The organism is Pseudomonas sp. efr-133-TYG-103a, from assembly GCF_030209235.1.
Lineage (GTDB): Bacteria > Pseudomonadota > Gammaproteobacteria > Pseudomonadales > Pseudomonadaceae > Aquipseudomonas.
Genome location: NZ_JARVSK010000008.1, coordinates 65,661 through 90,360, shown reverse-complemented (window position 1 = coordinate 90,360; position 24,700 = coordinate 65,661). Strand labels below are relative to the sequence as shown.

The 24,700-nt window shown below is 61.3% G+C and carries 21 protein-coding genes; 11 read left to right on the top strand and 10 right to left on the bottom strand.

Annotated features, from left to right (window positions below; translation table 11 throughout):
- Positions 1-399 precede the first annotated feature (399 nt).
- Complete coding sequence (locus tag QRN36_RS07080) at positions 400-2,349, top strand: sigma-54-dependent Fis family transcriptional regulator (RefSeq protein WP_285423397.1); 1,950 nt, start codon at positions 400-402, stop codon at positions 2,347-2,349.
- Between the two features lie 7 nt (positions 2,350-2,356).
- On the opposite strand, the gene aldA is transcribed toward QRN36_RS07080, so the two are convergent.
- Together aldA and QRN36_RS07070 are read right to left on the bottom strand one after the other, a co-directional pair.
- Positions 2,357-3,799 carry an aldehyde dehydrogenase gene (gene aldA / locus QRN36_RS07075; protein ID WP_285423396.1) on the bottom strand — a complete coding sequence of 481 codons (1,443 nt, stop codon included), beginning with the start codon at positions 3,797-3,799 and terminating at the stop codon, positions 2,357-2,359.
- 154 nt (positions 3,800-3,953) lie between these two features.
- A complete protein-coding gene (locus QRN36_RS07070; protein WP_285423395.1) occupies positions 3,954-6,125 on the bottom strand; it encodes a PQQ-dependent dehydrogenase, methanol/ethanol family in 2,172 nt (723 codons plus the stop codon).
- Between the two features lie 438 nt (positions 6,126-6,563).
- On the opposite strand from QRN36_RS07070, the gene QRN36_RS07065 reads away from it, so the two are divergent.
- The 6 genes from QRN36_RS07065 (at position 6,564) to QRN36_RS07040 (ending at position 12,241) form a co-directional block, all read left to right on the top strand.
- On the top strand, positions 6,564-7,199 hold the full coding sequence (locus QRN36_RS07065; RefSeq protein WP_285423394.1) for a paraquat-inducible protein A: 636 nt from the start codon (positions 6,564-6,566) through the stop codon (positions 7,197-7,199).
- The gene (locus QRN36_RS07060) at positions 7,196-7,813 is read left to right on the top strand and encodes a paraquat-inducible protein A (protein ID WP_285423393.1); all 618 of its coding nucleotides are present in this window, start codon (positions 7,196-7,198) and stop codon (positions 7,811-7,813) included. Before QRN36_RS07065 ends, QRN36_RS07060 begins: the two co-directional genes overlap by 4 nt.
- Positions 7,803-9,479 (top strand): intermembrane transport protein PqiB, encoded by a 1,677-nt coding sequence (locus tag QRN36_RS07055; protein WP_285423392.1) that lies wholly within the window; start codon positions 7,803-7,805, stop codon positions 9,477-9,479. Before QRN36_RS07060 ends, QRN36_RS07055 begins: the two co-directional genes overlap by 11 nt.
- Positions 9,476-10,087 (top strand): membrane integrity-associated transporter subunit PqiC, encoded by a 612-nt coding sequence (locus QRN36_RS07050; protein WP_285423391.1) that lies wholly within the window; start codon positions 9,476-9,478, stop codon positions 10,085-10,087. Before QRN36_RS07055 ends, QRN36_RS07050 begins: the two co-directional genes overlap by 4 nt.
- 316 nt (positions 10,088-10,403) lie before the next feature.
- Entirely contained in the window at positions 10,404-10,871 is a 468-nt protein-coding gene (locus QRN36_RS07045) for a helix-turn-helix domain-containing protein (protein ID WP_306470265.1), read from the top strand.
- 77 nt (positions 10,872-10,948) lie between these two features.
- Complete coding sequence (locus QRN36_RS07040; RefSeq protein ID WP_285423389.1) at positions 10,949-12,241, top strand: amidase; 1,293 nt, start codon at positions 10,949-10,951, stop codon at positions 12,239-12,241.
- A 93-nt stretch (positions 12,242-12,334) separates the two neighbouring features.
- Here the strand turns inward: QRN36_RS07040 and araH are convergent, their stop codons facing one another.
- The 5 genes from araH to QRN36_RS07015 all read right to left on the bottom strand — a co-directional run bounded on the left by araH (position 12,335) and on the right by QRN36_RS07015 (position 17,756).
- Positions 12,335-13,300 (bottom strand): L-arabinose ABC transporter permease AraH, encoded by a 966-nt coding sequence (gene araH / locus QRN36_RS07035; protein ID WP_285423387.1) that lies wholly within the window; start codon positions 13,298-13,300, stop codon positions 12,335-12,337.
- A gap of 39 nt (positions 13,301-13,339) precedes the next feature.
- Positions 13,340-14,866, bottom strand: coding sequence for an L-arabinose ABC transporter ATP-binding protein AraG (gene araG / locus QRN36_RS07030; RefSeq protein WP_285423385.1), 1,527 nt, complete (start codon positions 14,864-14,866; stop codon positions 13,340-13,342).
- Between the two features lie 93 nt (positions 14,867-14,959).
- Entirely contained in the window at positions 14,960-15,964 is a 1,005-nt protein-coding gene (locus QRN36_RS07025; protein ID WP_285423384.1) for a substrate-binding domain-containing protein, read from the bottom strand.
- Between the two features lie 155 nt (positions 15,965-16,119).
- Positions 16,120-16,998, bottom strand: coding sequence for an SMP-30/gluconolactonase/LRE family protein (locus QRN36_RS07020; protein WP_285423383.1), 879 nt, complete (start codon positions 16,996-16,998; stop codon positions 16,120-16,122).
- A gap of 62 nt (positions 16,999-17,060) precedes the next feature.
- Entirely contained in the window at positions 17,061-17,756 is a 696-nt protein-coding gene (locus tag QRN36_RS07015; protein ID WP_285423382.1) for a FadR/GntR family transcriptional regulator, read from the bottom strand.
- A 313-nt stretch (positions 17,757-18,069) separates the two neighbouring features.
- Here QRN36_RS07015 and QRN36_RS07010 point away from each other — a divergent pair, with 313 nt between their 5' ends.
- The 3 genes from QRN36_RS07010 (at position 18,070) to QRN36_RS07000 (ending at position 21,232) form a co-directional block, all read left to right on the top strand.
- Positions 18,070-19,215 (top strand): aldose epimerase family protein, encoded by a 1,146-nt coding sequence (locus QRN36_RS07010; RefSeq protein ID WP_285423381.1) that lies wholly within the window; start codon positions 18,070-18,072, stop codon positions 19,213-19,215.
- A gap of 192 nt (positions 19,216-19,407) precedes the next feature.
- Positions 19,408-19,632, top strand: coding sequence for a DUF6555 family protein (locus tag QRN36_RS07005; protein WP_093467628.1), 225 nt, complete (start codon positions 19,408-19,410; stop codon positions 19,630-19,632).
- A gap of 946 nt (positions 19,633-20,578) precedes the next feature.
- Positions 20,579-21,232, top strand: a complete 654-nt coding sequence (locus QRN36_RS07000; RefSeq protein WP_285423380.1) for an HAD-IA family hydrolase — start codon at positions 20,579-20,581, stop codon at positions 21,230-21,232.
- Positions 21,233-21,298: 66 nt separating this feature from the next.
- Here QRN36_RS07000 and QRN36_RS06995 read toward each other — a convergent pair whose 3' ends face one another.
- The 3 genes from QRN36_RS06995 to QRN36_RS06985 form a co-directional block, all read right to left on the bottom strand.
- Entirely contained in the window at positions 21,299-22,039 is a 741-nt protein-coding gene (locus QRN36_RS06995) for an S-methyl-5'-thioinosine phosphorylase (protein ID WP_285423379.1), read from the bottom strand.
- A 9-nt stretch (positions 22,040-22,048) separates the two neighbouring features.
- A complete protein-coding gene (gene nagZ / locus QRN36_RS06990) occupies positions 22,049-23,047 on the bottom strand; it encodes a beta-N-acetylhexosaminidase (protein ID WP_285423457.1) in 999 nt (332 codons plus the stop codon).
- 105 nt (positions 23,048-23,152) lie between these two features.
- Positions 23,153-23,863, bottom strand: a complete 711-nt coding sequence (locus QRN36_RS06985; RefSeq protein WP_285423378.1) for a TetR/AcrR family transcriptional regulator — start codon at positions 23,861-23,863, stop codon at positions 23,153-23,155.
- A gap of 228 nt (positions 23,864-24,091) precedes the next feature.
- Here QRN36_RS06985 and lexA point away from each other — a divergent pair, with 228 nt between their 5' ends.
- The gene (lexA, locus tag QRN36_RS06980) at positions 24,092-24,700 is read left to right on the top strand and encodes a transcriptional repressor LexA (protein WP_093467923.1); all 609 of its coding nucleotides are present in this window, start codon (positions 24,092-24,094) and stop codon (positions 24,698-24,700) included.

Below are 24,700 nucleotides of genomic sequence, written 5' to 3'. Positions count from 1 at the left end.
GATGCCTCCTCGATTGACCGGAACAGCCCGGCAGCTCCGGTTATACGCCGTTGTCCGGACACCGCAAGACCCGCGCAGCCTCGGCCCCGGCGCGGCGGCGAGACACTTGCGCTACAGCTGTCGCGACCTTGCAACAGGTGCCGTGCAGCGCGCTGATCCGGGTGTCGCGCTCCGCCGCTCTGGCCCGGGCTGCGCTGTGCCGCAGGCGATCGGGTACAGCATTTGCTGTACCCGGAGCGCGCCGTGAATTATTTTTTGTAACAGGCATATTTCGTCACAGCCGCTAGTCTGAGCGTTATCCCTGCCGCCCCGAATGCCTCGGCGGCCGTCCTCAGAGGACACAGAACAATAATCATGCGTTGAGGCCTCATGGTCGCAGCCGCATCAGGAGAGTCATCTATGCCGTTGCAGACCTCAGCCACCGGACCTGCTGATCTCAAAGCGTTCGTCGGCGATTACTTTGCCGACCGCAGCCTGCCGTCCGATGGCCTGATTGTGCAGTCCTGGTATCGCAGCGTGGTCGAGCACGGTCTGAAGCCGGCAGGCCGGGCCAACAAGGTGATCCTCAGCGCCGCGGAGATTCATCGCCATCAGGAATTCCACCACGATTACATGACCATCGCCGGCCAAGGCGTCAGCGGCCTGGCCAAGCGCGTGGGTCAGGCCGGATTCGCCGTGCTGCTGAGCGACGAACACGGCATCGCGCTGGACTCGCGGGTGCCAACCACCGGCAGCGCCTACGCCGATTCGGGCCTGATCGTAGGTTCGCGCTGGGATGAATCGCTGGTCGGCACCAACGGCATCGGCACCGGCCTGGCCTCGGGCAGCGCGTTGATCATTCATCGCGATGAGCACTTTCTGCGGGAAAACGATCGCCTGAGCTGTTCGGTCTCGCCGATCTTCGATTCGCTGGGCCAGGTGCGTGGCTGCCTCAACGCGTCCTGCCTGAACAGCAACGGTCCAAAAGAGGCACAATACCTGACACTGCAACTGGTGATCATGTACGCGCGGATGATCGAGAACGCCTACTTCCGCCACAGCCACCGCAACACCCTGACGCTGATGATCAAGCCCTGCGAGGACATCAGCGACCTGGCCAACGAGCAATTGCTGGCGCTGGACGACCAGGGCCGGGTGATCGGCGCGAACCGTGCGGCGTTCGTCGAGCATCAGAACCATGGCGACGGCCCGCTGCTGGGGCAAGCATTGAGCGCGCTGCTGCCGGTAGACGTCGAGCAACTGCTGCGACTGTGCAACGGTGGCGCCAATGCCACGCGTCTGCGCAGCGGCCAGCGCTTGCTGGAGGTCGGCTTGCGCATGCCGGTCAAGGTTCAGCCTGCCCGGTCGCCGGAGCCGCGGCCTGCGCAGATGCATCATTGCGCGCCAACGCTGGAGCGGCTGAGCGGTGGCGACCTGCGCCTGCAGCAGAGTGTGGCGCGCTTGCGCAAGGTGCTGAACAAGGACCTGCCGATCCTCATCAACGGCGAGACCGGCACCGGCAAAGAAGCCTTCGCTCGCGCGATTCACCTCGCGAGCCAACGGCGGGCCGGGCCGTTCGTGGCGCTCAACTGCGCAGCCATTCCGGAAACCCTGATCGAGAGCGAACTGTTCGGCTATCGCAGCGGCAGCTTTACCGGTGCCAGCAAGAAAGGCATGAAAGGCAAGCTGGAAATCGCCAATGGCGGCACCCTGTTCCTGGACGAAATCGGTGACATGCCCGCGCATTTGCAGACCCGCTTGCTGCGCGTACTGGCGGAGCGGGAAATTTCGCCCTTGGGCGCTGACACGCCCATGCCGCTGGACATCCAGGTCATCTCCGCGACCCATCAGAACCTGGCCAGCATGATGGCCAGCAAGACCTTTCGCGAGGACCTGTTCTACCGGTTGAACGGCATGACCCTGCACCTGCCGGCGTTGCGCGAGCGCAGCGACATCCGGATGCTGATCGATTCGGTGCTGCGTGATCAGCCTGGCGGGCAAGCCTGCCGCATCGACCCGGTCAGCCTGAAGTTGTTAAGCCGGTACGCCTGGCCAGGCAACATTCGCCAGTTGATCAATGTGCTGCGTTACGCAGTGGCAGTCGCCGACGAAGGGCTGATCGACACGACGTGTCTGCCGGCGGACATTGTCGATCAGGCGGCACTCGACCACGCCGTACCCAGTGCCCTGCCCGACCGCTTGCCGCTGGCACGGCTCACCGCAGACGACGAAGAACAGCGTCTGAAGGAAGCCCTGCGCCGGCACCAGTGGAACGTGACCGGGGTCGCCGACGAGTTCGCCGTCGCCCGGTCAACGCTTTACCGCAAGATGAAAAAATACCGGATCGTGCAGCCCAACCGGGGCGGATGAAAGCGCCTCAGATCTGGATGTACACCACGTGGGTATGGGTGAATTCGTAGACGCCGTGCTTGCCGTCCGCGCCGCCGATCCCGGACTTGCGGATGCCGGCGTGGAAGCCCTGCATGGCCTCGAAATTTTCCCGGTTGATGTAGGTTTCGCCGAAGTCGATTTCGTTGCAGGCGCGCATGGCCGCGCTGAGGTCGCGGGTGTAGATCGAGGACGTCAGACCGTATTCACAGTCGTTCGCCAAATCGATCGCCTGATCCAGATCATCGATGATCTGGATCGGCAGCACCGGCCCGAAGATCTCCTGGCGCATGATTTCCATGTCCTGACGGCAATTGGCGAGCACGGTCGGCTGGTAGTGGAAGCCCTTGCCGTCACGGTCGGCCACCGCGCCGCCAGTGATCACCTGCGCGCCATCGCCCACCGCGGTTTCAACCATCTGCGCGACTTTGTCCAGACCGGCCTTGTTCACCAGCGGCCCCATGTCCAGCCCTTCCTCTGCCAGCGGGTCACCGTATCGAGTCGCAGCCATTGAGGCGCTGACTTTCTCGATGAACTGATCGGCAACCTTGCGCTCGACGTAGACGCGCTCGGCGCAGTTGCACACCTGCCCGGTGTTGATCACCCGCGATGCAGTGATCGCCTTGACCGCCAGATCCAGATCAGCGTCCGCCAGCACGATGGCCGGTGCCTTGCCGCCCAGCTCCAGGTTGAGTTTGGTGATGTTGTGCGCGGCGGCAGCCATGATTCGCTGGCCGGTGGCAACACTGCCGGTGAAGTTGACCATGTCCACCCCGGCGCTGGCGCTGAGCGCGTTACCCACCGTAGCGCCCCTGCCGGAGACGATGTTGACCACGCCTTTGGGCAGATCGGTCTGGGCGAGCAATTTGGCGAATTCGAAGCAGTTGATCGGCGTTTCTTCGCTGGGTTTGATCACGATGGTGTTGCCTGTGATCAGCGCCGGGGCGAGCTTGCGGGCAATCAGGAAGAACGGAAAATTCCACGGCAGAATGCCCGCGACCACGCCCAGAGGCTTGCGGAATACGAAGATGTTTTCACCAGGCCGGTCACTGGTGAGGATTTCGCCTTCGAGACGGCGCCCCCACTCGGCCATGTAATCCAGGTAATCGGCTGTGAAGTTCACTTCCACCAGCGCCAACCCCAGCACCTTGCCCTGCTCGGCGGTAATGATTCGCGCCAGCCGGTCGGCGTTCTCGCGCACCTTGGTCGCGATCTGGCGCAGGTAACCGGCGCGCTCGTTGGCCGGCTTGCGAGCCCAGCCTTTTTGCGCCGAGCGGGCGGCGGCGATGGCCCGCTCGACCTCGCTCAGGCTGGTTTCCGGCACCGAGCCCAGCAGATCGCCGTTGGCCGGATTGAACACCTGAATGTGGTTGTCGCCGGCGCTGAAGGCGCCATCGATATAGCTTTGGTAGATCGGTAGCGGGTTGCTCATGGGGGTTGCCTCTTTTTATCGATTGGATATGTGATCCCTGCAGGGGCGACCGGGGTGGCGCTCCACCTTGCCCGCGATGGCGATGTGTCAGACAGCAATGGGGTGCCGACACATTGCAATCGCGGGACAAGTCACGCTCCTACAGGTAGGGCGTTTACTGCGCCGCTGCGGTCTTGGCCGACGCCATTTCTTTCTTCAGGTCGTTGGCGCGTTTGATGATGTATTGGTGCACCAGCTCGACTTCATCGGGCTTGAGCTCCTCGGCGAACGACGGCATGCCGTCATTGACCCGGCCGCCATAGACGATGCCGAGGAACATCTGATGATTTTCCTTGCTGAGCATGCGCAGATCCGGCAGCACGCCGCCGCTGATCGCGTTGATGCCATGGCAGGTGTCGCAATGGCCGTTGAACAGCGCGCGGCCTTTGTCCACTTGCTCGGTGGTGCCGGTGAAGGCCGGTGGATCGACCTTGCGATCGGCGTATTTGTATTTCAGGTCAGGCAGCTTCGCCGTTCCGCCCAGTTTGTAGGTCAGCACCTGGGCGTTGGGCTTGACCCCGGCGCGCAACGACAACGCGCCGGCGAAGGTCGAAAACGCGCCGCCCCATCCCGCCATGAACGTCACGTACTGCTCGCCATCCACCTCATACGTCACAGGGCCGGCCATCACACCGGTGTTGGCCGGTTGCTCCCACAACACCTTGCCCTTGTCGGCCGAATAGGCGACCACCCGCCCGTCCGCAGTGCCCTCGAACAACAGGTTGCCCGCGGTGCTCAGCGTGCCACCGTTGAAGATCGTCGAATACGGCACTTCCCAGCGCGCCTCCTGCTTGAGCGGATCCCAGGCGATGAGCTTACCGGTCCAGGTGTCGGCCAGTTTGCGCAGGCCGTCCGGGTCCTCCGGCATCATTCCGGTGTTGACCTGCAACTGGTACATGCTCTTGAATTTCTTGCGCGGCGGCTGGCCGTCGACGTCCTGATACAGCGCCGACATGATGTGCGCGGGAATGTAGACGAGGCCCGTCTGCGGGTTGTAGGACATCGGCTGCCAGTCATGGGCGCCCCAGAATGCAGGCTGCACCAACAGCGCTTTCTTTTCCGGGTCGCGCCAGTAGACCGCGGCCTTTTCATCGACGATCGGCCTGCCGGTCTTCATGTCGACGCCGCTCGCCCAGTTGATCGGCACGATGTTTTTCGCCGACAGCAGCTCGCCGGTCTTGCGGTCGATCACGTAGAAAAAACCGTTCTTGGGCGACTGCATGAGCACTTGCCGCTCTTTGCCATCGATCTTCAGGTCCGCCAGCATGATGTGCGCGGTGGCGGTGAAATCCCACGCATCGCCGGGCGTGGTCTGGTAATGCCAGACGTATTCGCCGTTGTCGGGATTGATGGCGATGATGGACGACAGAAACAGGTTGTCACCCTTGCCTTCAGAACGCAGACGCGGGTTCCAGGACGAGGCGTTGCCGACGCCGATGTACAGCAGGTTCAGTTTCGGGTCGTAGGACATCGAATCCCAGACGGTCCCGCCGCCACCCTGTTCGACGAACTTGTCGCCAAACCAGGTTTTGCTGGCAATCTCCATGGCCTTGTTTTCCGGCGGCAGTTTCGGATCGCCAGGGACGGTGAAGAATCGCCAGTCCTGCTTGCCGGTCTCGGCGTCATAGGCAGTGATGTAGCCGCGCACGCCATATTCGGCACCGCCGTTACCGATGATGACCTTGCCTTTCACCACCCTCGGCGCACCGGTGATGGTGATGCTGCGATCGGGATCCGTGCGGGTGTCCACCGACCAGACCTTCTGCCCGCTTTTCGCGTCGATGGCCTCCAGGCGGCCGTCGAGTACGCCGACGAATACTTTGCCGCCCCAGACGGCCACGCCGCGGTTGACGGCATCGCAGCATGCCTCGCCCGCGCGGCTGCGATCGGAGTGCGGGTCGTATTTCCAGAGCAGTTTGCCATCGCGGGCATCCAGTGCGTACACCACCGAAAACGGCCCCGTGGTGTACATCACGCCATCGACCACGATGGGCGTGGCTTCGACACCCCGGTCGATGTCCAGCTTGTAGGTCCAGGCCAGTCCCAGTCCCGAGACGTTGCCGTCGTTGATCTTTTTCAGCGGGCTGAAGCGTTGCTCGTCGTACGTGCGTCCGTGACTCATCCAGTTTCCCGGTTCCTGATCGGCGGCGCTGATTCGCGCGCCGTCAACCTGCGCAGGCTGTGCAGCGAACGTCTGCGGGCTGAAAGCAACGCCCAGTGCGATGGCGGCGAAAAAGAGTCGGGTGGGGGCGCCGGGCAGGCGCGGATGCTGGCCAAATCGGTTCATGTGGCTCTCCGTTCTTATTAGAACCGGGCGCTTGGCTGCCCCGGCTGTCGAGCGAGAGAGCAAGCGCTGTGCCACGCTGAAGAAAGCCTTTTGTTTCAGATAATTAACCGCACGATGCCCTCCTGCTGATCGCGCTGTCGCGCTACACTTGTCGCGTTTGCAGCGACACATGCCGCAGGGACGTCACGCCAGCGCGCTACGGACGGTGCTCATGCCACCGAGATGCCGAGCAGGCGAACCGCCGTCGAACCCGATGCTGGCATTGTGGTCAATCTCTCAAGCCAACCCAGACAGCGTGCTGTTCATGAACTCAGTCCCAAGCAAACCCGGCAGGCACTGCCGCGACGGCGTATCGTCGCCTGCATCGCCTGTGTGCATGCGTATGCTCAAAGCCGATCTATCGTGAACACGTCCATTCCCTCAACGACAACGGCGCCGATGACCGAAAGCCCACCCCCGCACGCCGATTCAGCACAGCGCTGGATCATCTGCGAGCACTGTGACTCGCTGTACGAATCGCAAGCCCTGAACAAGGGCGAGACCGCGTATTGCCTGCGCTGCGCCGCCGTGCTCGACCGCGGTCATCGCATGAGCATCGAGCAACTGCTGGCGTTGAGCGTCGCAGCCGGGATCCTGTTCATTTTCGCCAACGTGTTTCCGGTCATCAGCATCAGCATGCAAGGCCTGCATAACGCGGTGACGTTGTGGGGTTCGGTGCACGCGCTGGCGCAAGGGCAGATCACCCTGATCGCACTGGTAGCGGGGCTGGCAATCATCTTCGCCCCCGCGTTGCAGATCGCCCTGCTGTTCTGGGTGCTGGCCCATGCCCATCGCGGAGAAATCGCACCCGGCTTCAGAACCTGCATGCGCACCCTGGAACACTTGCGGCCCTGGAGCATGCTCGAGGTCTGTCTGCTGGGGATTCTGGTGGCGATCATCAAGCTGGCGGGCATGCTGGATGTCCACCCGGGCGTGGGTCTGTGGGCCATGGCCATGTTGATGGTGCTGATCGTGCTGATCGCCGGCAAGGACATTCGCCGACTGTGGGACGAACTGGGAGTCGAACCGGAATGAACGGCATCCCCTTCGCGCGGGAACACAAGGTCACCCTGTGCCATGTGTGCAGCTATGTCTGCGCCGAGGACGATGAGGCCTGCCCGCGCTGCGAATCGGCAGTGCATCCGCGCAAGCCCGACAGCCTCAGGCGCACCTGGGCGTTCCTGCTCGCCGGGCTGATTTTCTACATCCCGGCCAATACTCTTCCGGTGATGTTCACGACATTGCTGGGCAGCAGCAGCGAGAACACCATCATGAGCGGGGTCATCGAGTTCGCCGAAGGCGGCTCGTGGGACATCGCCATCCTGATCTTCATCGCCAGCGTGCTGGTGCCCTGCATCAAGTTTCTGGTGCTGGGCATGTTGCTGGTGACGTGCCAGCGCCGCAGCCAGTGGGCCATGCGCGAGCGCTCGCGCCTGTATCGCTTCATCGAACTGATCGGCTATTGGTCGATGCTCGACGTGCTGGTCGTGGCGCTGGTCGCCGCGCTCGTTCAATTCCGCGGCTTGAGCACCATCGAGCCCCGGCTTGGCATTCTGTTTTTTGGTCTGGTGGTCGTGATGACGATGTTCGCCGCCATGAGTTTCGATCCCCGGCTAATCTGGGACGCAGAGGTTGAAGATGTCCGATAACACACTCCCCCCGTCAGCCCCCGCGCGCCCGCATGTCAAGGCCCGCAAGGCGCGTATATCACTGGTCTGGCTGGTGCCGATCGTGGCCGGCATCATCGGCCTGTCGATGGTGATCCACGACTTCCTCAACGTTGGCCCGAAGGTGGTGGTGTCGTTCCTCACGGCCGAAGGGCTGGAGGCGAAGAAAACCCAGGTCAAATACAAGAACGTAGTGATCGGGACCGTGACCGACATCGCGCTCAGCGACGACCGCACGCACATTCTGGCGACCATCGAACTGAATCAGTCGGCCACCCCATTCACTCGCGCCGACACGCAGTACTGGGTGGTTCGCCCGCGGATCGGCGCCCACGGCGTGTCAGGCGTCGACACCTTGCTGTCGGGTGCATTCATCAGCGCCGACGCGGGCAGTTCGGACAAGACCGAAAAGAATTTCACCGGTCTGGAAACCCCACCACCAGTGACCTTCGGCGAACGCGGCAAGCGCTTCATCCTGCACACCGATGACCTCGGCTCGCTGGACATCGGCTCCCCGGTGTATTTCCGCCGTATTCAGGTGGGTCAGGTGGTGGCCTACGAACTGGCCAAGGACGGCAAGGGCGTGGACATCGAAATCTTCATCAGCTCGCCCAACGATGAGTTCGTGCTCACTGACTCGCGTTTCTGGAACGCCAGTGGCGTCGATGTCTCGCTGGGCGCCGCCGGATTGAAAGTCTCCACCCAGTCGCTGACCTCGATCATCTCGGGCGGCATTGCGTTTCGCGAGCCCAACTATAGCCCTGACGCCAAGCCTGCCGAGGGCAACGCCGAGTTCAAACTGTTCGATGACCAGGCCAGCGCCCTCGCTCCACCTGACGGCGAACCCAAATACATCCGCATGCGCTTCAATCAGTCCCTGCGCGGGCTGGTGGTCAACGCGCCGGTCGATTTCCTGGGTGTGAACGTCGGCCGCGTGGTGTCGGTGGACCTGGACTACGACCCGGCGACCGGCAGTTTCCCTGGCGTGGTCGGCGCTGTGATTTACCCGCAACGACTGGGCGCGGCCAACGACAAGCTTCGGCAACAGGCTGGCGGTGGCGACGAAGAAGAGCAGACGTCGAGAATCATCGGTCGCTTCGTCGAACGCGGTCTGCGGGCACAGGTTCGCACCGGCAACCTGCTCACCGGCCAGCTGTACGTGGCCATGGATTTCGATCCGAAAGCGCCGAAAATTGCCTACAACGCCAAGGCCCGGCCGCTTGAGGTGCCTACCGTCGGCGGCAGTTTCGACAAACTTCAGGAGCAGTTGCAGGCCTTCGTCGACAAGCTGGGCAAGATTCCGCTCGACGATCTGGCGAAGAACCTCAACGGCAGTCTGATCGAATTGCAGAAAACCATGAAACAGGTCAATGGCGAAGTGTTGCCGCAGATGCGTGGCACCTTGCAGCAAGCGCAGAAAACCCTTGGCAGCGCGAACGACACATTCGCCGACGACTCCCCGGCGCGCCAGCAACTGGGCCAGGCCATGGAGGAAGTCCAGCGCACCGCGCGTTCCGTGCGCGTATTGACCGACTTCCTCAGCCGACACCCGGAATCGCTGATTCGGGGACGCAGCGGCGACGCGGCGCCCGGCTCGTATAAAGGTTCTTCCTCATCCCGTGAAATCGCTCCGGAGCCTGTGCAATGACCCTGCGTAACCACTTTCTGACGTTGGCCTGCGCGTTGAGCCTGGGCGCCTGTTCCTCGACGCCGACGCACTACTACACCCTCATCGCGCCTGCGACCCAGCCTGCAGCCAATATTGCGCAGGCGCCGTTTCAATTCGAGATGCAGCCGGTACTGATGGCCGTGCAAGTGGATCAGCCGCCGCTGGTGGTGCGTCAGGGCGACGGCAGCCTGGCGATTCTGGAAAACGAACGCTGGGGCGCCCCGCTCGGGGATGAGTTTCACGACGCGCTGACCGGACAACTGGAGCGTCGCCTTGGCTCGCGGGATCTGGCCGGGTTGCCCAAACAGAGCGACGAGCCGGTGCTGTCGGTGCGCACCGATGTGCGGCGGTTCGAGTCGGTGCTCAATCAATACGCGCTGATCGACGTGGTGTGGAACCTGAGCGTGCGCGGCGCCGGGGCCAAACGCCAGACGCTGACCTGCAGCAGCGTCATCCGCGAGCCTGCGGGAACCGGCATGGAAAACCTGGTGCTGGCCCATCAGAAAGCCGTGTCGAATCTGGCCGATATCATTGCTCGAACCGCGACTGACTGGGCTCGCCAGCCCTCCTCGCGCTGCCCTTCCTGATCCTGAAGATTGAACTGACGGGCCGCCATGCAATGTGGCGGCCCGCCTTGCCTCCTGCCCATCGGCTATACGCGCCGTTTATGAATATCCATTCAGTCGTAACACTTTCATACAACCATTTGAGAAAAGTCTGACAAATAGCACCAAAATGGATCCACATTCGAATGAATGTGAGTTATCGTCCGAACGCCTTACGCCGTTATTCATTTGGTTTACATCAACCACTCGTTGGAATTCTCCCTGCAAAAGGGATGCTACGAGCTCCACGCTGCAAGACGCATCATCAGGCCTCGGCCAGTGATCAAGGAGTTTCATCATGTCAGGGATCGGTGTGCGGCTCAGGCAGGAACGCAACCGGCTTAAACTCTCCCAGAGCGCCCTCGGCGCGATCGGAGGGGTGGAAACGAACGCACAAGGCAATTATGAAAGCGGGGCGCGCTCGCCCAAGACCAGCTACCTGCTGCGCATTGCCGAGGCCGGTGTCGATCTCAACTATGTGCTCACCGGCGTGCGCACGGACAAAACGAACGCCGCGAATGAGGGTGACGGCGCCGGGCTGAAGCCGGTTGTGGATCACCATTTGCACAAGGTGACCGATCAGTTGCATCGCAATCTGTATGGCCTGATCGACGCGCTGTATCAGATGGCGCAATTGATCGAAACCCGCGCGAACGACACCTTGGATGAACAGGCAAAAGCCGAACTCGACAACATGAAAGCCGAGGCCCAGTCGCTGGCTCAGGCGTCGGTGCGGCTGATCTTCATTACCTCGAAACTGAGCTGATGACCTGCGCCGGGTGATGTACAGCCCGGCGATCCCTGCGGCATGATTCGCTTTCTCCAAACAATGTGGAACGCGCCGTGTCTCTTGCCCCTTCTGACCCCAGTCTGCTGACCGCCAGCGCGGCCTTCAAACAGCTCCAGCGCCGGGAACTGACCGCGCAGCAACTGCTCGGCGCCTGCCTGGAACGTATCCGCGATCAAGAACCACAGGTCCTGGCCTGGCGCCATATCGACGCCGAGCGCGCCCTCGAACACGCCCGCGCACTGGATGCGGGTCCGATACGCGGGCCCTTGCATGGTCTGCCGCTGGGGGTGAAAGACCTGTTTGATACCCGTGACTTTCCGACCAGGTATGGTTCGCCGATCTATCAACACCATCGGCCGGTGACCGATGCAGCCGCCGTTGCCCTGTGCAGAGCAGCGGGGGCTATCGTGTTAGGCAAGACCGTCACCACCGAATTCGCCACCTTCACCCCCGGGCCGACTCGCAACCCGCACAATCCGGGGCACACACCGGGCGGATCCTCCAGTGGCTCGGCAGCTGCCGTGGCGGCGAACATGGTGCCGCTGGCGCTGGGAACGCAGACCGCTGCGTCGATCGTTCGCCCGGCGGCCTACTGCGGGATCGTGGGTTTCAAACCCGGCTTCGGCCTGATTTCCCGTGCAGGCGTGAAAAGCCTCAGTGAGTCGCTGGACACGGTAGGCGGTTTTGGCCGCAGCGTGGCGGACGTGGCGCTGCTGACCTCGGTGATGGCCAATGCTGCGGCCTGGCGTGATCTGCCCGAGGACAGCAAACCTCGAATCGGCGTCTGTCGTACGCCGCATTGGGACAGCGCGAGCGCAGCGGCGCAGCAGGCGTTCGAAGGCACTGTCCAGCGTCTGGCCCGGGCTGGCGCGTTTGTGGTCGATGTCAGCCTGCCCGACGCCGTTGCCGCGCTGACCGAGGTGCACGATGAAGTGATGTGCGCCGAGGCCTTCAAGGCGCTGGCCGATGAGCGTTTGCATCATCCTGAATGGCTGAGTGAACGGCTCAGGGCAATGCTCGAGCGCGGCGCCGCCGTGACCTACGAGCAGACCGTCAGCCATCGCGCACACGTGGCGTCGGCCCGTCATCAACTGGGACGTGGCTTTGCCGCATACGATCTGTTGATGACGCCCAGCGCGTGTGGCGAGGCCGATGCAGGCCTTACCGCCACTGGCGATCCGCTGTTCTCACGTATCTGGAGTCTGCTGGGTTTGCCGAGTGTGGCACTGCCGACCGGATTCGGACCGCAAGGTCTGCCACTGGGCATTCAACTGATCGGACCTTCGATGAGCGATACGGCGACGTTGGGGTTCGCGCACTGGATCGAACAACGCCTGCACGGCTGAGCGATGCGCGGGTTCCGAGGAGAAAGGGCCGACTGAGGAAATCGTCAGGCGTACGGCACGCGTGAACGGCCGTACGCCCTCACCCGGAGCGGGTCAGCGGCGTTTGAGCCGGTCGATGATCACCGCCAGCAACAGGATCGTGCCGCGAATCACATACTGGTAGAAGGTGTCGATGTTCTTCAGGTTCATCGCGTTCTCGATGATCGCCAGGATCAGCACGCCGGCAATCACGTGACGGATCATGCCGATGCCGCCGCTGAGCGAAACCCCGCCCAACACGCAGGCAGAAATCACCGTGAGCTCGAAACCCTGACCGATCATCGGCTGGCCGGAGGTCATGCGCGAGGCCAGCACCACACCCGCTAGCGCGCCGATCAGCCCGTGCACGGCGAAAATGATGATCTTGGTGCGGTCGACATGAACGCCTGCCAGTAATGCGGCTTCCTGATTGCCGCCGATGGCCAGCGAGTTGCGCCCGTAGGTGGTGTAGTTCAGCAGCCAGCCGAAAAACACGAAGCAGACGATGGTGATCAGGATCGGCACCGGCACGCCGAACAACTGCCCGTTGCCGAACACGAAGAAGCCTTCTTCGCCCACGCCTACCGCTTTACCGTTGGAAAAAATATACGCCAGACCGCGCACGATCTGCATGGTCGCCAGCGTGGTGATCAACGCGTTGATGCGCAACTTGGCAATGACGATGCCGTTGATCAGACCGACCAGCAGCCCCATGGCCAGCGCGGCCGACACGCCGAGGAACACGCTCTCGGTGTCACGAATGACGATCCCGGCGATGACGCCCGAACAGGCCAGCACCGAACCGACCGACAGGTCGAAATGCCCGGATGCCAGGCAGAACAGCATGGTGCAGGCTGCGATGCCCACAGTTGAAATCGCCAGCCCCAGGCCACGCATATTGAGCGGCGACATGAAGTTATCGATGAGCAAGGCACAGAGCACAAATATGCCCAGTGCGGCCAGGAGCATCGCCCAATCGTCGAAGAATCGACGCATGTTCATGCCCTGGCGGGGAGCCGTCAGGCTGGTTTCGGTAGACATACGCACCTCGTTTTTATTTTTCACTGTCAACACCCGCTGTCAGCCGCGCGTGCGCGGCAATGCCAGCTGCAATAACCGTTGCTCGTTGGCTCCATCGCGAGAAAGCTCGCCGGTGATCGCGCCTTCGCTCATGACCAGAATGCGGTCGGAAATACCCATCACTTCCATCAGATCGCTGGACACGACGATGACCGCAATGCCGTCCGCCGCCAGGTTGTGGATGATCTGATAAATCTCGGACTTGGCACCGATGTCGATGCCTCGGGTCGGCTCGTCGAGCAGCAATACCTTCATCGGCATCGACAGCCAGCGGCCGAGAATGGCCTTCTGCTGGTTGCCGCCGGACAGGAACAGCATCTGCTGCTCCGGCGAAGGCGTCTTGACGTTCATCGAGCGGATCTGGGCCTTGGCGTTTTCCCGCTCCCACTTGCCCTGAATCAGACAACCCAGGTGCACATGTCGAGGCCGCGCGCCGATATTGATGTTTTCGGCGACGCTGGACAGCGGCACGATGCCTTCCTTCTTGCGGTCTTCCGGGCACAGCAGGATGCCGGCAGAAATCGCATCGCGCGGGGATCGCAGTTCAAGGGGCTTGCCATCCAGTTGCAGGGCGCCGGCATGACTGCGCGTCAGCCCGGAAAGCAGGCGGAACAGCTCGGTACGACCGGCGCCGACCAGCCCGAAGAAGCCCAGCACTTCGCCCTTCTCGACCGCGAAACTGACCGGCTCCTGCAGCCCAGGCCCCATCAGGCCGGTGACGCGCAGACTCGGACCCTGGTGCTGGCGCGGGCGATAATTGTAGATGTCCTGAATGTCGCGCCCGACCATGCACGTCACCAGACGATCATGGTCCAGCTCAGCCATGTCTTCGAAGGTGCGCACGAAGCGCCCGTCCTTGAACACAGTCACCGCGTCACACACCCGGAAAATCTCTTCCATGCGGTGCGACACATACAGAATCACTCGTCCTTCGTCGCGCAGCTTGACGATGATGTCCATCAAGCGATCGATTTCCCGCGCCGAGAGGCTGCTGGTCGGCTCATCGAAGGCGATGACGTGAGCGTTGCGCGACATGGCCTTGGCGATTTCCACCAGTTGCCGCTGGCCCAAAGACAGGTCGCCCAGGCGCATGCCCGGATCGATCTCGTCGGCCAGGCCTTTGAGCAGCTCGCGGGCGCGGCGCGTCATCGCACGGCGGTTGACCATGCCCCAGCGATTGGGCATGTGCCCCAGCAGCAGGTTCTCCGCCACCGACATTTCCGGCACCAGATGCAGTTCTTGGTGAATCACTGCAACCCCAGCAGCGATGCTGTCCGCGGTGGACTTGAATGCCAGGTGCTGATCGCCGATCTGCAGGTCGCCGCTGTTGGGCTGGTACGAGCCGCCAAGGATTTTCAGCAGCGTGGATTTACCCGCGCCGTTCTCGCCCATCAACGCATGAACGCTGCCTGGCCGAGCCTCGAAATTGATGTCTGACAGCGCCTTCACGCCCGGGAAGGTCTTGCCGATCCCGTTGAAGCGCAGACTGCCGCCCGATTGTTGTTGTTGAGCTGATGCCTGTTGCATGAACCACCCTCCTCCTCGCTCCACGCCATGGGCATGAAGCGAGGCCTTGCAGATGTCAGCCTGTGTTATCAGGCCGGCCAATGTGCGCCGCGATTACTTGTACAGACCAATCTTGGTCAGCTCGTCCTTGAAGTTCGCACGGGTGATCAGGGTCACGTCATCCATGGCGGTGTACTTCGCCGGTTCCCTGCCGGTGGTGACCCACTCGTACATTTGCAGGGCGGTGTTGTAGCCCTCTTTGTCAGGGCTTGGCAGCATCGAGCCGAAGAAGCCGCTTTCGGGTTTCTTCAGTTCGTCGATGGCATCGGTGCCGTTGATGCCGATGCCGATGACGTCGGCCGGGATAAACCCCGCGCCTGCGGTTGCGCGCACGCCACCGAGCACGGTGTTGTCATTCATGCCGCCGACGATGAGCTTTTTCGCGCCTTTGGGCAGTTTAGGCAAGGCCGCGTTAGTGGCGTCCATGCTGCCAGGTACGTCGAGGGTTTTCTGCGGGGTGAAGAGGATATGGTCTTCCGGCAGACCGGCTTTTTTCAGTGCTTCGACCGAACCGTCGGTGCGCTTCTTGCCTGTGTCCAGCTCGTTGTAGGTGTTGATGATCGCGTAGGTTTCCTTCCAGTCCCACTTGCGATTCTGCGCTTCGGCGGCCATGGCCGCGCCCTGTTTCTGACCGACCTCGAAAGCGGCCATGCCCAGATAAGGAACGTCTTCCATGAACTTGCCTTTTGCATCGACGAAGCGATCATCCACCGCCATGACCTTCATGTCGTTGGCCTTGGCTTTGGCAACGATCGACGGACCGAGGGAGACATCAGGCGGGCAAATGACGAAACCCTTGGCGCCGTTGGCGGCCAGGCTGTCGATGGCAGAGAGGGTTTTCTCGCCGTCCGGCACGGCAATCTTGATCACTTCGAAACCGTGATCCTTGCCAGCTTTTTCGGCGAATTGCCATTCAGTCTGGAACCAGGGCTCTTCAGCCTGTTTGACCAGAAAACCGATCTTGACCTTGTCAGCGGCAAACGCGCCGCCCGTCATTCCGACAATGGCGGTGGCAACAGCGGCACAGCACAGGGAACGAATCCCGTGGCGACTCAACATAGCTAACTCCTTATTTTTATTGAATAGCTACAGCGTTCAGCAGTGGTTGTCGTGACGACCCGAGTGAGGGGGCCGATCGACTGAAAACAGTCATATCATATTATCAATGACGTCTATGTAACCGAGTGTCACACCCCTTCAACGCGCCCCCGCGTTCATCCAGAGAACCGGTGCGATGGCGTTCCCTTGATACCGGTTTCGGCACTCAACACACAGCCGTCCAGCTCAAGGGCGCCGCTGGCAGGCCTTGCGCTGGTGACGAACAGCGTGGTCATGTCCGGCCCACCGAAGACACAACTGGTGGGGTGGCTGACGGGAAGTTCGACGATGCGATCGACGCGGCCATCGGGCGCGAAGCGGATGATGCAGCCACCGCCCCAGCGCGCGTTCCAGACGTACCCTTCGGCGTCCATCGCTGAGCCATCCGGAGTTCCCCGCGGATGTTCATGGGCCCAGATATCGCGCTCGCCGAGCGAGCCATCGGGGCGAATCGGGTAACGATAGATCAGACCGTCCAGACTGTCGGCGGACAGCAGTGCCCCGCCGCCGGCTGGCCAGAGCATCGTATTGACGATGCCCTGATCGCTCAGCAGCGCAGTGACGCGTGCATCGCCATCGATGCGAAAGATGCCGCCCGAGCGGCGCTCGAGCGGAAGATCACCACCCTGCGCATCAAGGTTGTTTTGCATGGTGCCCAGCCACAGCCGGCCCTGACTGTCGCAACGGGCTTCGTTGGCGCGATTGCCTTCGACCGGATCGGCGACGCACAACAGCGTGAGTTCGGGCTGGTCGGCAGGGGAATTCAGATTCAGGCGATAGACGCCGCTGGCCAGCGTTACCAGTGCATCGCCTGCAGAGGCGGGAATGAACGCCGACACCGGCTCGTTGAATTGCCAGTGACGCACCTCTTGCCGATGCAGTTGCAAGGCGCGGAACCCGGCAATATCGACCCAGTACAACGCCGCTTGCGCGTCGTCCCAGAAAGGCCCTTCGGCCAATGTGAAACGCTGGTCACAGACCGGCTGCCACTTCATAGGAATGTTCCTGTTTTATTATTGTTGTTCCAGGCCTTACGGCCCGCTTGCAACTCATTCGTTCACTGCTGCGCCATCGAGCGAGAGATCACCTCGCAAGCGTTTTCGATCAGACTCATGCACGCCCAGACACCGCGCGCCGAATCACGACTGGCAATCGCATCCGCCAGCTCTTTGTGCAGCGGCAGGGTCCTGCCCAACTCCCCCGGCACCGCCGAGGACACTTCAAACGAAATCGCCAGCAGCGCGCCCAGGGCCGGCAACATCTGCTCGATAAACTGGTTATGACTCGCCGCCAGCACCGCCTCATGGAAACGCTGATCGGCGTGGTTGTAATCACCCATGTCGGCGACACTGGCCGCCAGTTGCACGTACGCCGCCTGAATCTCGGCAATCTGCTGCGGTGTCGCGCGCTCACAGGCCCAACGCACGGCCATCGGCTCTATCGCACGGCGCAGGTCGAGCAGGTCCATCACCAGGCTTTTCGACAATCCCGTCGCCGCCAGCCAACCGACCACCTGCGGGTCGAACAGGTTCCAGCTGCGCGCCGGTAACACGCGGGTCCCGACCTTCGGGCCGACCTCCAGCATCCCCTTGGCCACCAGCGTCTTGATGGCTTCGCGGATCACTGTCCGACTGACGCCGAACTCCTCACCCAACGCCGCCTCCACCTTCAGCGACTGCCCCGGTGCAACGCTGCCCCGAGCAATCCAGGCCCCCAGGCGGTCTACTGTCGACGCGTGAAAACTGCTGCTCATTGATCCGCCCCTTCTCGCGGCCTTTCCGCGAACTGGAGGCTAATGATCATATGATTAGGTGTCAAACGGCTGTACAAGCCCGAAAAGCTGGACTAAACCTGTTCACCGAATCGCTCAAGCAGAAGCTTCTCCAAATAGTATTACAATTTATTTTTAAATCGAGTTTTTTGTTCTATATATTCATCCGTTCGGTTCGCTGATCGTCGAATAGTATGACCAATTGGCGTAAACGTCGTTCGCAGACACGCTGCTCTGCGTGCGGTCGCCCCATTGGCATGCGCAACGCTCCTAAAACAACAAAAGGAAGGACGCAATGAGGAAGACGCTTATCCCTGCCATCGGGCTGACCCTGCTGGCTGCGGCCCTGCAGGCCAATGCCGCCGCCGGCCTGTCCGCCGAACATAGCACCTTCGGCAAAATGCCGGATGGCACGACAGTCGAGAAATACACCCTGCGCAACAGCCTCGGCATGCAGGCGACGGTTATCACCTACGGAGGCACGCTCCAGTCGCTGCTCGTGCCCGACAAGAACGGCAAGGCCGAGGACGTCGTGCTGGGTTTCGATGACCTGGACGGCTACCTCAAAGGCACCTCGTTCTTCGGCGCCACCATCGGGCGCTTCGGCAACCGGCTCGCCGACGGCAAGTTCAGCCTGGACGGCAAGAGCTTCCAGGTGCCGCAGAACGACAAGACCAACGCCCTCCACGGCGGCACTAAAGGTTTCGACAAGCAGGTGTGGAAAGCTGAGCAGGTCAAGGACAAAGGCTGGGTGGGTGTGAAGCTGACCTACGTTTCGGTGGACGGCGAAATGGGCTTTCCCGGTACGCTGAAAACGGAAGTGACCTACAGCCTCAACGAGAAAAACGAGCTGCGCATCCAGTACCACGCCACCACCGACAAGCCAACGGTGCTGAACCTGACCAACCACAGCTATTTCAACCTGGCCGGTGCCGGCAATGGCGACATTCTCGATCAGGTCGCCGTCGTGCACGCTGCGCGCTACACGCCGGTCAATGAAAAGCTGATTCCGACCGGCGAGCTGGCACCCGTGGCGGGCACGCCGATGGACTTCCTCAAACCCGTCGCGTTCGGCAAGCGCATCCGTGAAGACCACCCGCAGCTCAAGTTCGCCGAGCCGACCGAGGGCGGCTATGACTTCAACTGGGTCCTGGACACCAAAGGCAAGGTCGGCAACCTGGCGGCCGATGTGGTCGATCCAAAATCCGGACGCCGACTGCAGCTGTTCACCAGCGAACCGGGCGTACAGCTGTATACCGGCAACTTCCTGGACGGCACGGTGAAAGGCAAAGGCGGCAAGATTTATCCGCACTGGGGCGCCTTTACGCTGGAAACCCAGCACTACCCCGATGCGCCCAATCAGCCTGCTTTCCCGTCCACTCGACTGGATCCGGGCAAGTCGTACAACCAGACCACCGTCTTCAAATTCCTGACCAAGTGACCCAGGCTGCGCTGGCTCATCGGCTCCTCTGATGAGCCAGCGACCGCCCACTCATTCGTCCACATCCTCAAGTTGCCACACATTCTTCTGTACCAAACGTAACCGTTTGGCATTGAAAGGATTATTTGACTGAATTTTCCTGACGGCAGCGACTCAGTGGAATGTGAGCGACTGATAGGGAGGTTAGCAAGAGTGGCACAGTACAAGCATTTCAGAATCGATTATCTGCTTCATGGCAAATACAAAAGCTTCTACATCAGCGCCGAAACCATGGATAACGCATCCGCATGGCATTGGGCTTCTGTAGACGCAGGATTTGGGCAGATACCGAAATATCGCTCGGACAAAGTCCCGAAAGTCAGTAAGCCCAAAGCCGAACAGCTGGGGCTGACGGACGTTGAGTGGGCAGAGTCGTGAGTCGCTGATCGGGCTTGTGAAGTGTTCAAGCCGGCCCCGTCGGCAGCGCTGGAAATGCGTGTCGGCGGGGCCCTGGATTTTGTCATTCCTTTAATGATTGCCCTCTTTCTGCTTCGTTTGGCTGCGTTGATTCCAGGCTCTCCGCCAAACAGCCAATCCACAGTTTGCCCCCCGCGGTCAGCCTTAGCCGACCCTGCCGCCTGGCCTATTCCCGGCTGAAGCCGGTCCTACTGACGGTAGGCGTTTCTTCTGTAGGCCCGGCTTCAACCGGGAAGGCGCCAGACGTCGCGGCTCACCAACGATAGCGCCCACTCGGGCCTATTACCGGCTGAAGCCGGTCCTACTGACGGTAGGCGTTTCTTCCGCAGGATCGGCTTCGACCGGGAAGACACCAAACGTCGCGGCTCACCAACGATAGCGCCCACTCGGGCCTATTACCGGCTAAAGCCGGTCCTACTGACGTATGCGCTTCTTCCGTAGGACCGGCTTTAGCCGGGAATATGCACCACACGTCACGCCGCAGAATCGATGGCGCAAACACAGGCATCTTCCTGCTGGCACAGAACATATTTGTGACCATTGACTGGCTGCATGGGCACCATTGGCGGAACTGATCATTAAACGATCATTATGAGTAAGGCCTTGGATTTACTGCCTCACAGCAACTTATCCACAGAGATATTCACGTTTTCCGTGGACAACTTTTTGAACGATATGGCGTTGACTTTCAGCGTCTGTCCAGCGTAGCCGCAGCAGTCATCATCGGCTCAAGCGGCAGGCACAACCGTTACGAAATCCGGCTTGCTCGCGACGACAAAAAGCTCTCGCAGGCAAGCGTTCCCTTCCCCATAATCCGCCCCTCTTCGGCACGACGCCTCCGGCAAAGGCAGCGCTCGCGGCACGTGTTAGCATCGCTGCCATGCGCAACAGTCACCGAGGAGCACCCATGCTGGAGCAGTCCACCTTCGCCGCCTTTCTGTTCGACATGGACGGCACGCTGACCAATTCGATCGCTGCCGCAGAGCGGGTCTGGACCCGATGGGCGCTCGATAAGGGCGTGAACGTCGACGAGCTTCTGCCCACCATTCACGGCGTACGCTGCATCGACACGCTGCGCCGCCTGAACCTGCCCGGCGTCGATCCCGAGCGCGAAGCCGAACTGCTCGCTCAGGCGGAAACCGATGATGTCGAAGGCGTGATCTCGATCGAGGGTGCTGCGGCATTTCTCGCAAGTCTGCCTGCTGAACGCTGGGCGGTGGTGACCTCGGCGCCGCGAAAGCTGGCCGAGCGCAGAATCCTGGCGGCTGGTCTGCCACTGCCCAAAGTCATGGTGGCCGCTGAAGACGTCGCCCACGGCAAGCCCGCGCCAGACTGCTTTTTACTGGCGGCCCGACGTCTGGGTGTAAACGCTGAAGAGTGTCTGGTATTCGAAGACGCGGTCGCCGGCATCACTGCCGCAGAGGCGGCGGGTGCGAAAGTGATGGTGATCACTGCGGCCCATTCCCACGCAATGGACACCGCGCATCCCACCCTGAAAAGCTATGACGCCTACTCGATCGAATTCAACGATGAAGGGCGATTGCAACTGCGCGCACGCTGAGCCAACTGGGCAGGGGCCGGTCTCAGCCCCTGCGACCGGCCTCTTGAGGTCGCTTCAAAGCAGCTGCTATTCAGCGCCGAGGACGCGAGCCAGTGTTGCCTTGACCTTGCCGATGCCGTCATGCAACGCCTGTTCGATCTCCGCCATGGTAATGACTGCGGAGGACTTGCCGGCGGCCGGGTTCACGACCAGCGCCAGACAGGCGTAATCCAGTTCCAGTTCGCGTGCCAGTGCGGCTTCAGGCATGCCGGTCATGCCGACGATGTCACAGCCATCACGCTCGAGCCGGACGATCTCCGCCACGGTCTCCAGACGCGGGCCTTGCGTGCATGCGTACACGCCAGAATCGCTGAACGGATAGCCTTCGGCAGACAACGCAGCGATCAGCCGCGCCCGCAAAGGCTCACTGTAGGGGTAACTGAAGTCAATGTGGGTGACATGCTCGAGGTCATCGGCAAAAAACGTGTGATCGCGGCCGCTGGTGTAGTCCACGAGGTCATGAGGCACACAGAAATGTCCGGTGCCCATGTCAGGGTGAATACCGCCCACAGCATTGACCGCGAGAATCGCTTCGGCCCCTGCCTGCTTCAATGCCCAGATATTGGCCCGATAGTTGACCTTGTGTGGCGGGAAGCGATGCGGGTGGCCGTGACGGGCCAGGAACATGACCTCGCGCCCGGCATAGTCGCCCACCTGGATCTCACCGGACGGCGCGCCATAAGGCGTGTTCATCGGCAGCGACTGACGAATTGTCAGGCCTTCGAGCTGCGTCAGGCCGGTGCCGCCGATAATTGCGTAAACAGTCATGGCAATTCCTTAATCGATCAAGTGTGCGGCGCGCAGGTCGCTCAACGCCGACAGCCAGCGCGGATGCTGACGGTATTCCGTGGTCGCAAGGCCCTGGCCTCGCATTCTGGCGACGCGGGCAGCGGGTGAAATCTTCAGGCGCTGGGCGGCACTCAACGCAAGCTCTGCCGCCGCGCGATCATTGCAGACCAGCCCCATGTCGCAGCCAGCCGTCAGCGCGGCCTCAATGCGACTGGCCGCATCACCGACCACATGCGCGCCTGCCATGGACAAGTCATCGCTGAAGATCACGCCGTCAAAACCCAGCTCACCGCGCAGAATTTCCTGTAACCAGCGACGGGAAAACCCAGCTGGCTGAGGATCGACATGGGGATAGATGACGTGGGCCGGCATGACCGCAGCCAACTGTTTGCTCAAACGGGCAAACGGAATCAGATCATTGGCGCGCAGGGTTTCCAGGCTGCGTTCGTCAACCGGTATCGCCACGTGGGAATCGGCCTCGGCCCAGCCGTGTCCCGGAAAATGTTTGCCGGTCGCCGCCATCCCCGCCTGATTCATGCCACGAATGAACGCGCCGGCCAGCAGCGCGGCGCGCTCCGGATCGCCTTCGAACGACCGCGTACCGACGACCGCACTTCGCTGGTAATCCAGATCCAGCACCGGCGCAAAACTCAGGTCAAGGCCGACAGAAAGCACTTCAGTGGCCATCAACCAGCCGCATTGTTCAGCAAGGTGTTCGGCATTGGGCGCAGCAGCGATGGCGCGCATGGCCGGCAGACGCACGAAGCCCTGGCGCAGACGCTGAACCCGACCACCCTCCTGGTCCACCGCCAGCAGCAGATCGGGACGGATGGCGCGAATGGATGCGCTCAGCTCACGAACCTGCCGTGGACTCTCGATATTGCGCGCAAAAATAATCAGGCCGCCCACTTCGGGCTGACGCAGAAACTGACGGTCTTCGGATGTCAGCCAGGTACCGGCGATATCCACCATCAGGGAGCCTTGCAGGCCAGAACTCATATGAAGATCCTTCAACAACCATTGCCCAGGCCGGCATGGTGAGGGATCGACGGGTGCGATGCAAATGCCGGCGCACCCGGCGTCGGCTGCGCCTCAGGCCTTGGCGGCGACTGGCGCAGAACTTTTGCTGCGCGGCTTGAGTTGGGCGTTGATCATCGCGGTGTCGGTCACGCCGGTTTCCGCGCGCATGCCGGCCGCCAGAAACGGCACCATCAAGCGCATGACCTGCTCGATGGACGTGTTGACGCCGAAATCGGTTTCGGCGATGGCGCGCAATGCCTTGATCCCGGACATGCTGAATGCCGCCGCACCCAGCATGAAATGCACGCGCCAGAACAGTTCGATAGGCGGAATACGCGGCGCGGCTTCGTTGACCAACAACATGTAACGGCGGAACACCTTGCCGTACATGTCCTCGAGATAACGCCGCAGGTGGCCCTGGCTCTGGCTGAAAGCAAGGCCCAGCAAGCGCATGAAAATCGACAAATCGTTGCCGCTTCGGGGCTGCACGACCAGCGCCTGCTCGACGAGGATCTCGAGCAACTCTTCCAGCGTGGGTTTGTGATCGGGCTTGGCCTGCCGACGCTCCAGTTCGCGATCCAGGCTGATGCAGAAAGGGCCCAGGAATCGCGAGAACACAGCTTGAATCAAGGCTTTTTTCGAGCCGAAGTGGTAGTTCACCGCTGCCAGATTGACTGACGCCTTGCTGGTGATGAGGCGCAACGACGTTTCGGCAAAACCTTTTTCCGCGAACAGCTGCTCAGCAGCATCGAGAATTCGTTCAACTGTTTCCGACTGGGCCATGGTTATTCGCCTGACAAACACTTGTTTGAAACATACGTTTCAGTCGATCGCCTGTCAACCCTGACGGTTCGTTTTCTGTCCAATGAGTCACGCCATTTAACCATACAAACCGTGGCCTGTAGCCAGCCCCTGCGAGACCATCCGGCGCGCTCGATAAAAAGGAGGATTGCCAAGACGCGATCACTGTATATAATCCCAGTCACTGTATAAAAAGACAGAGCGATGCACATGATCAAACTGACGTCACGCCAAGCCGAAATTCTGGACTTCATCAAGCGCTGTCTCGAAGATAACGGCTACCCGCCCACCCGTGCGGAAATCGCTCAGGAACTGGGATTCAAATCCCCCAACGCCGCTGAAGAACACCTCAAGGCCCTGGCGCGCAAAGGCGCCATCGAGATGACCCCGGGCGCTTCCCGCGGCATCCGCATTCCCGGCTTCGAAGCCAAGACCGAAGAAAGCGGCCTGCCCATCATTGGCCGCGTCGCCGCCGGCGCGCCGATTCTGGCCCAGCAACACATCGAAGAATCCCTGGCCATCAACCCGGCCTTCTTTCATCCGAGCGCAGACTACCTGCTGCGCGTACACGGCATGAGCATGAAGGACGTCGGGATTCTCGACGGAGACCTGCTTGCCGTCCACACCACCCGTGAAGCCCGCAACGGCCAGATCGTCGTGGCGCGGATTGGTGACGAAGTCACGGTCAAGCGCTTCAAGCGTGAAGGCAGCAAGGTCTGGCTGATCGCCGAAAACCCCGAATTCGCCCCTATCGAAGTCAACCTGAAAGATCAGGATCTGGTCATCGAAGGGTTGAGCGTTGGCGTGATTCGCCGCTAA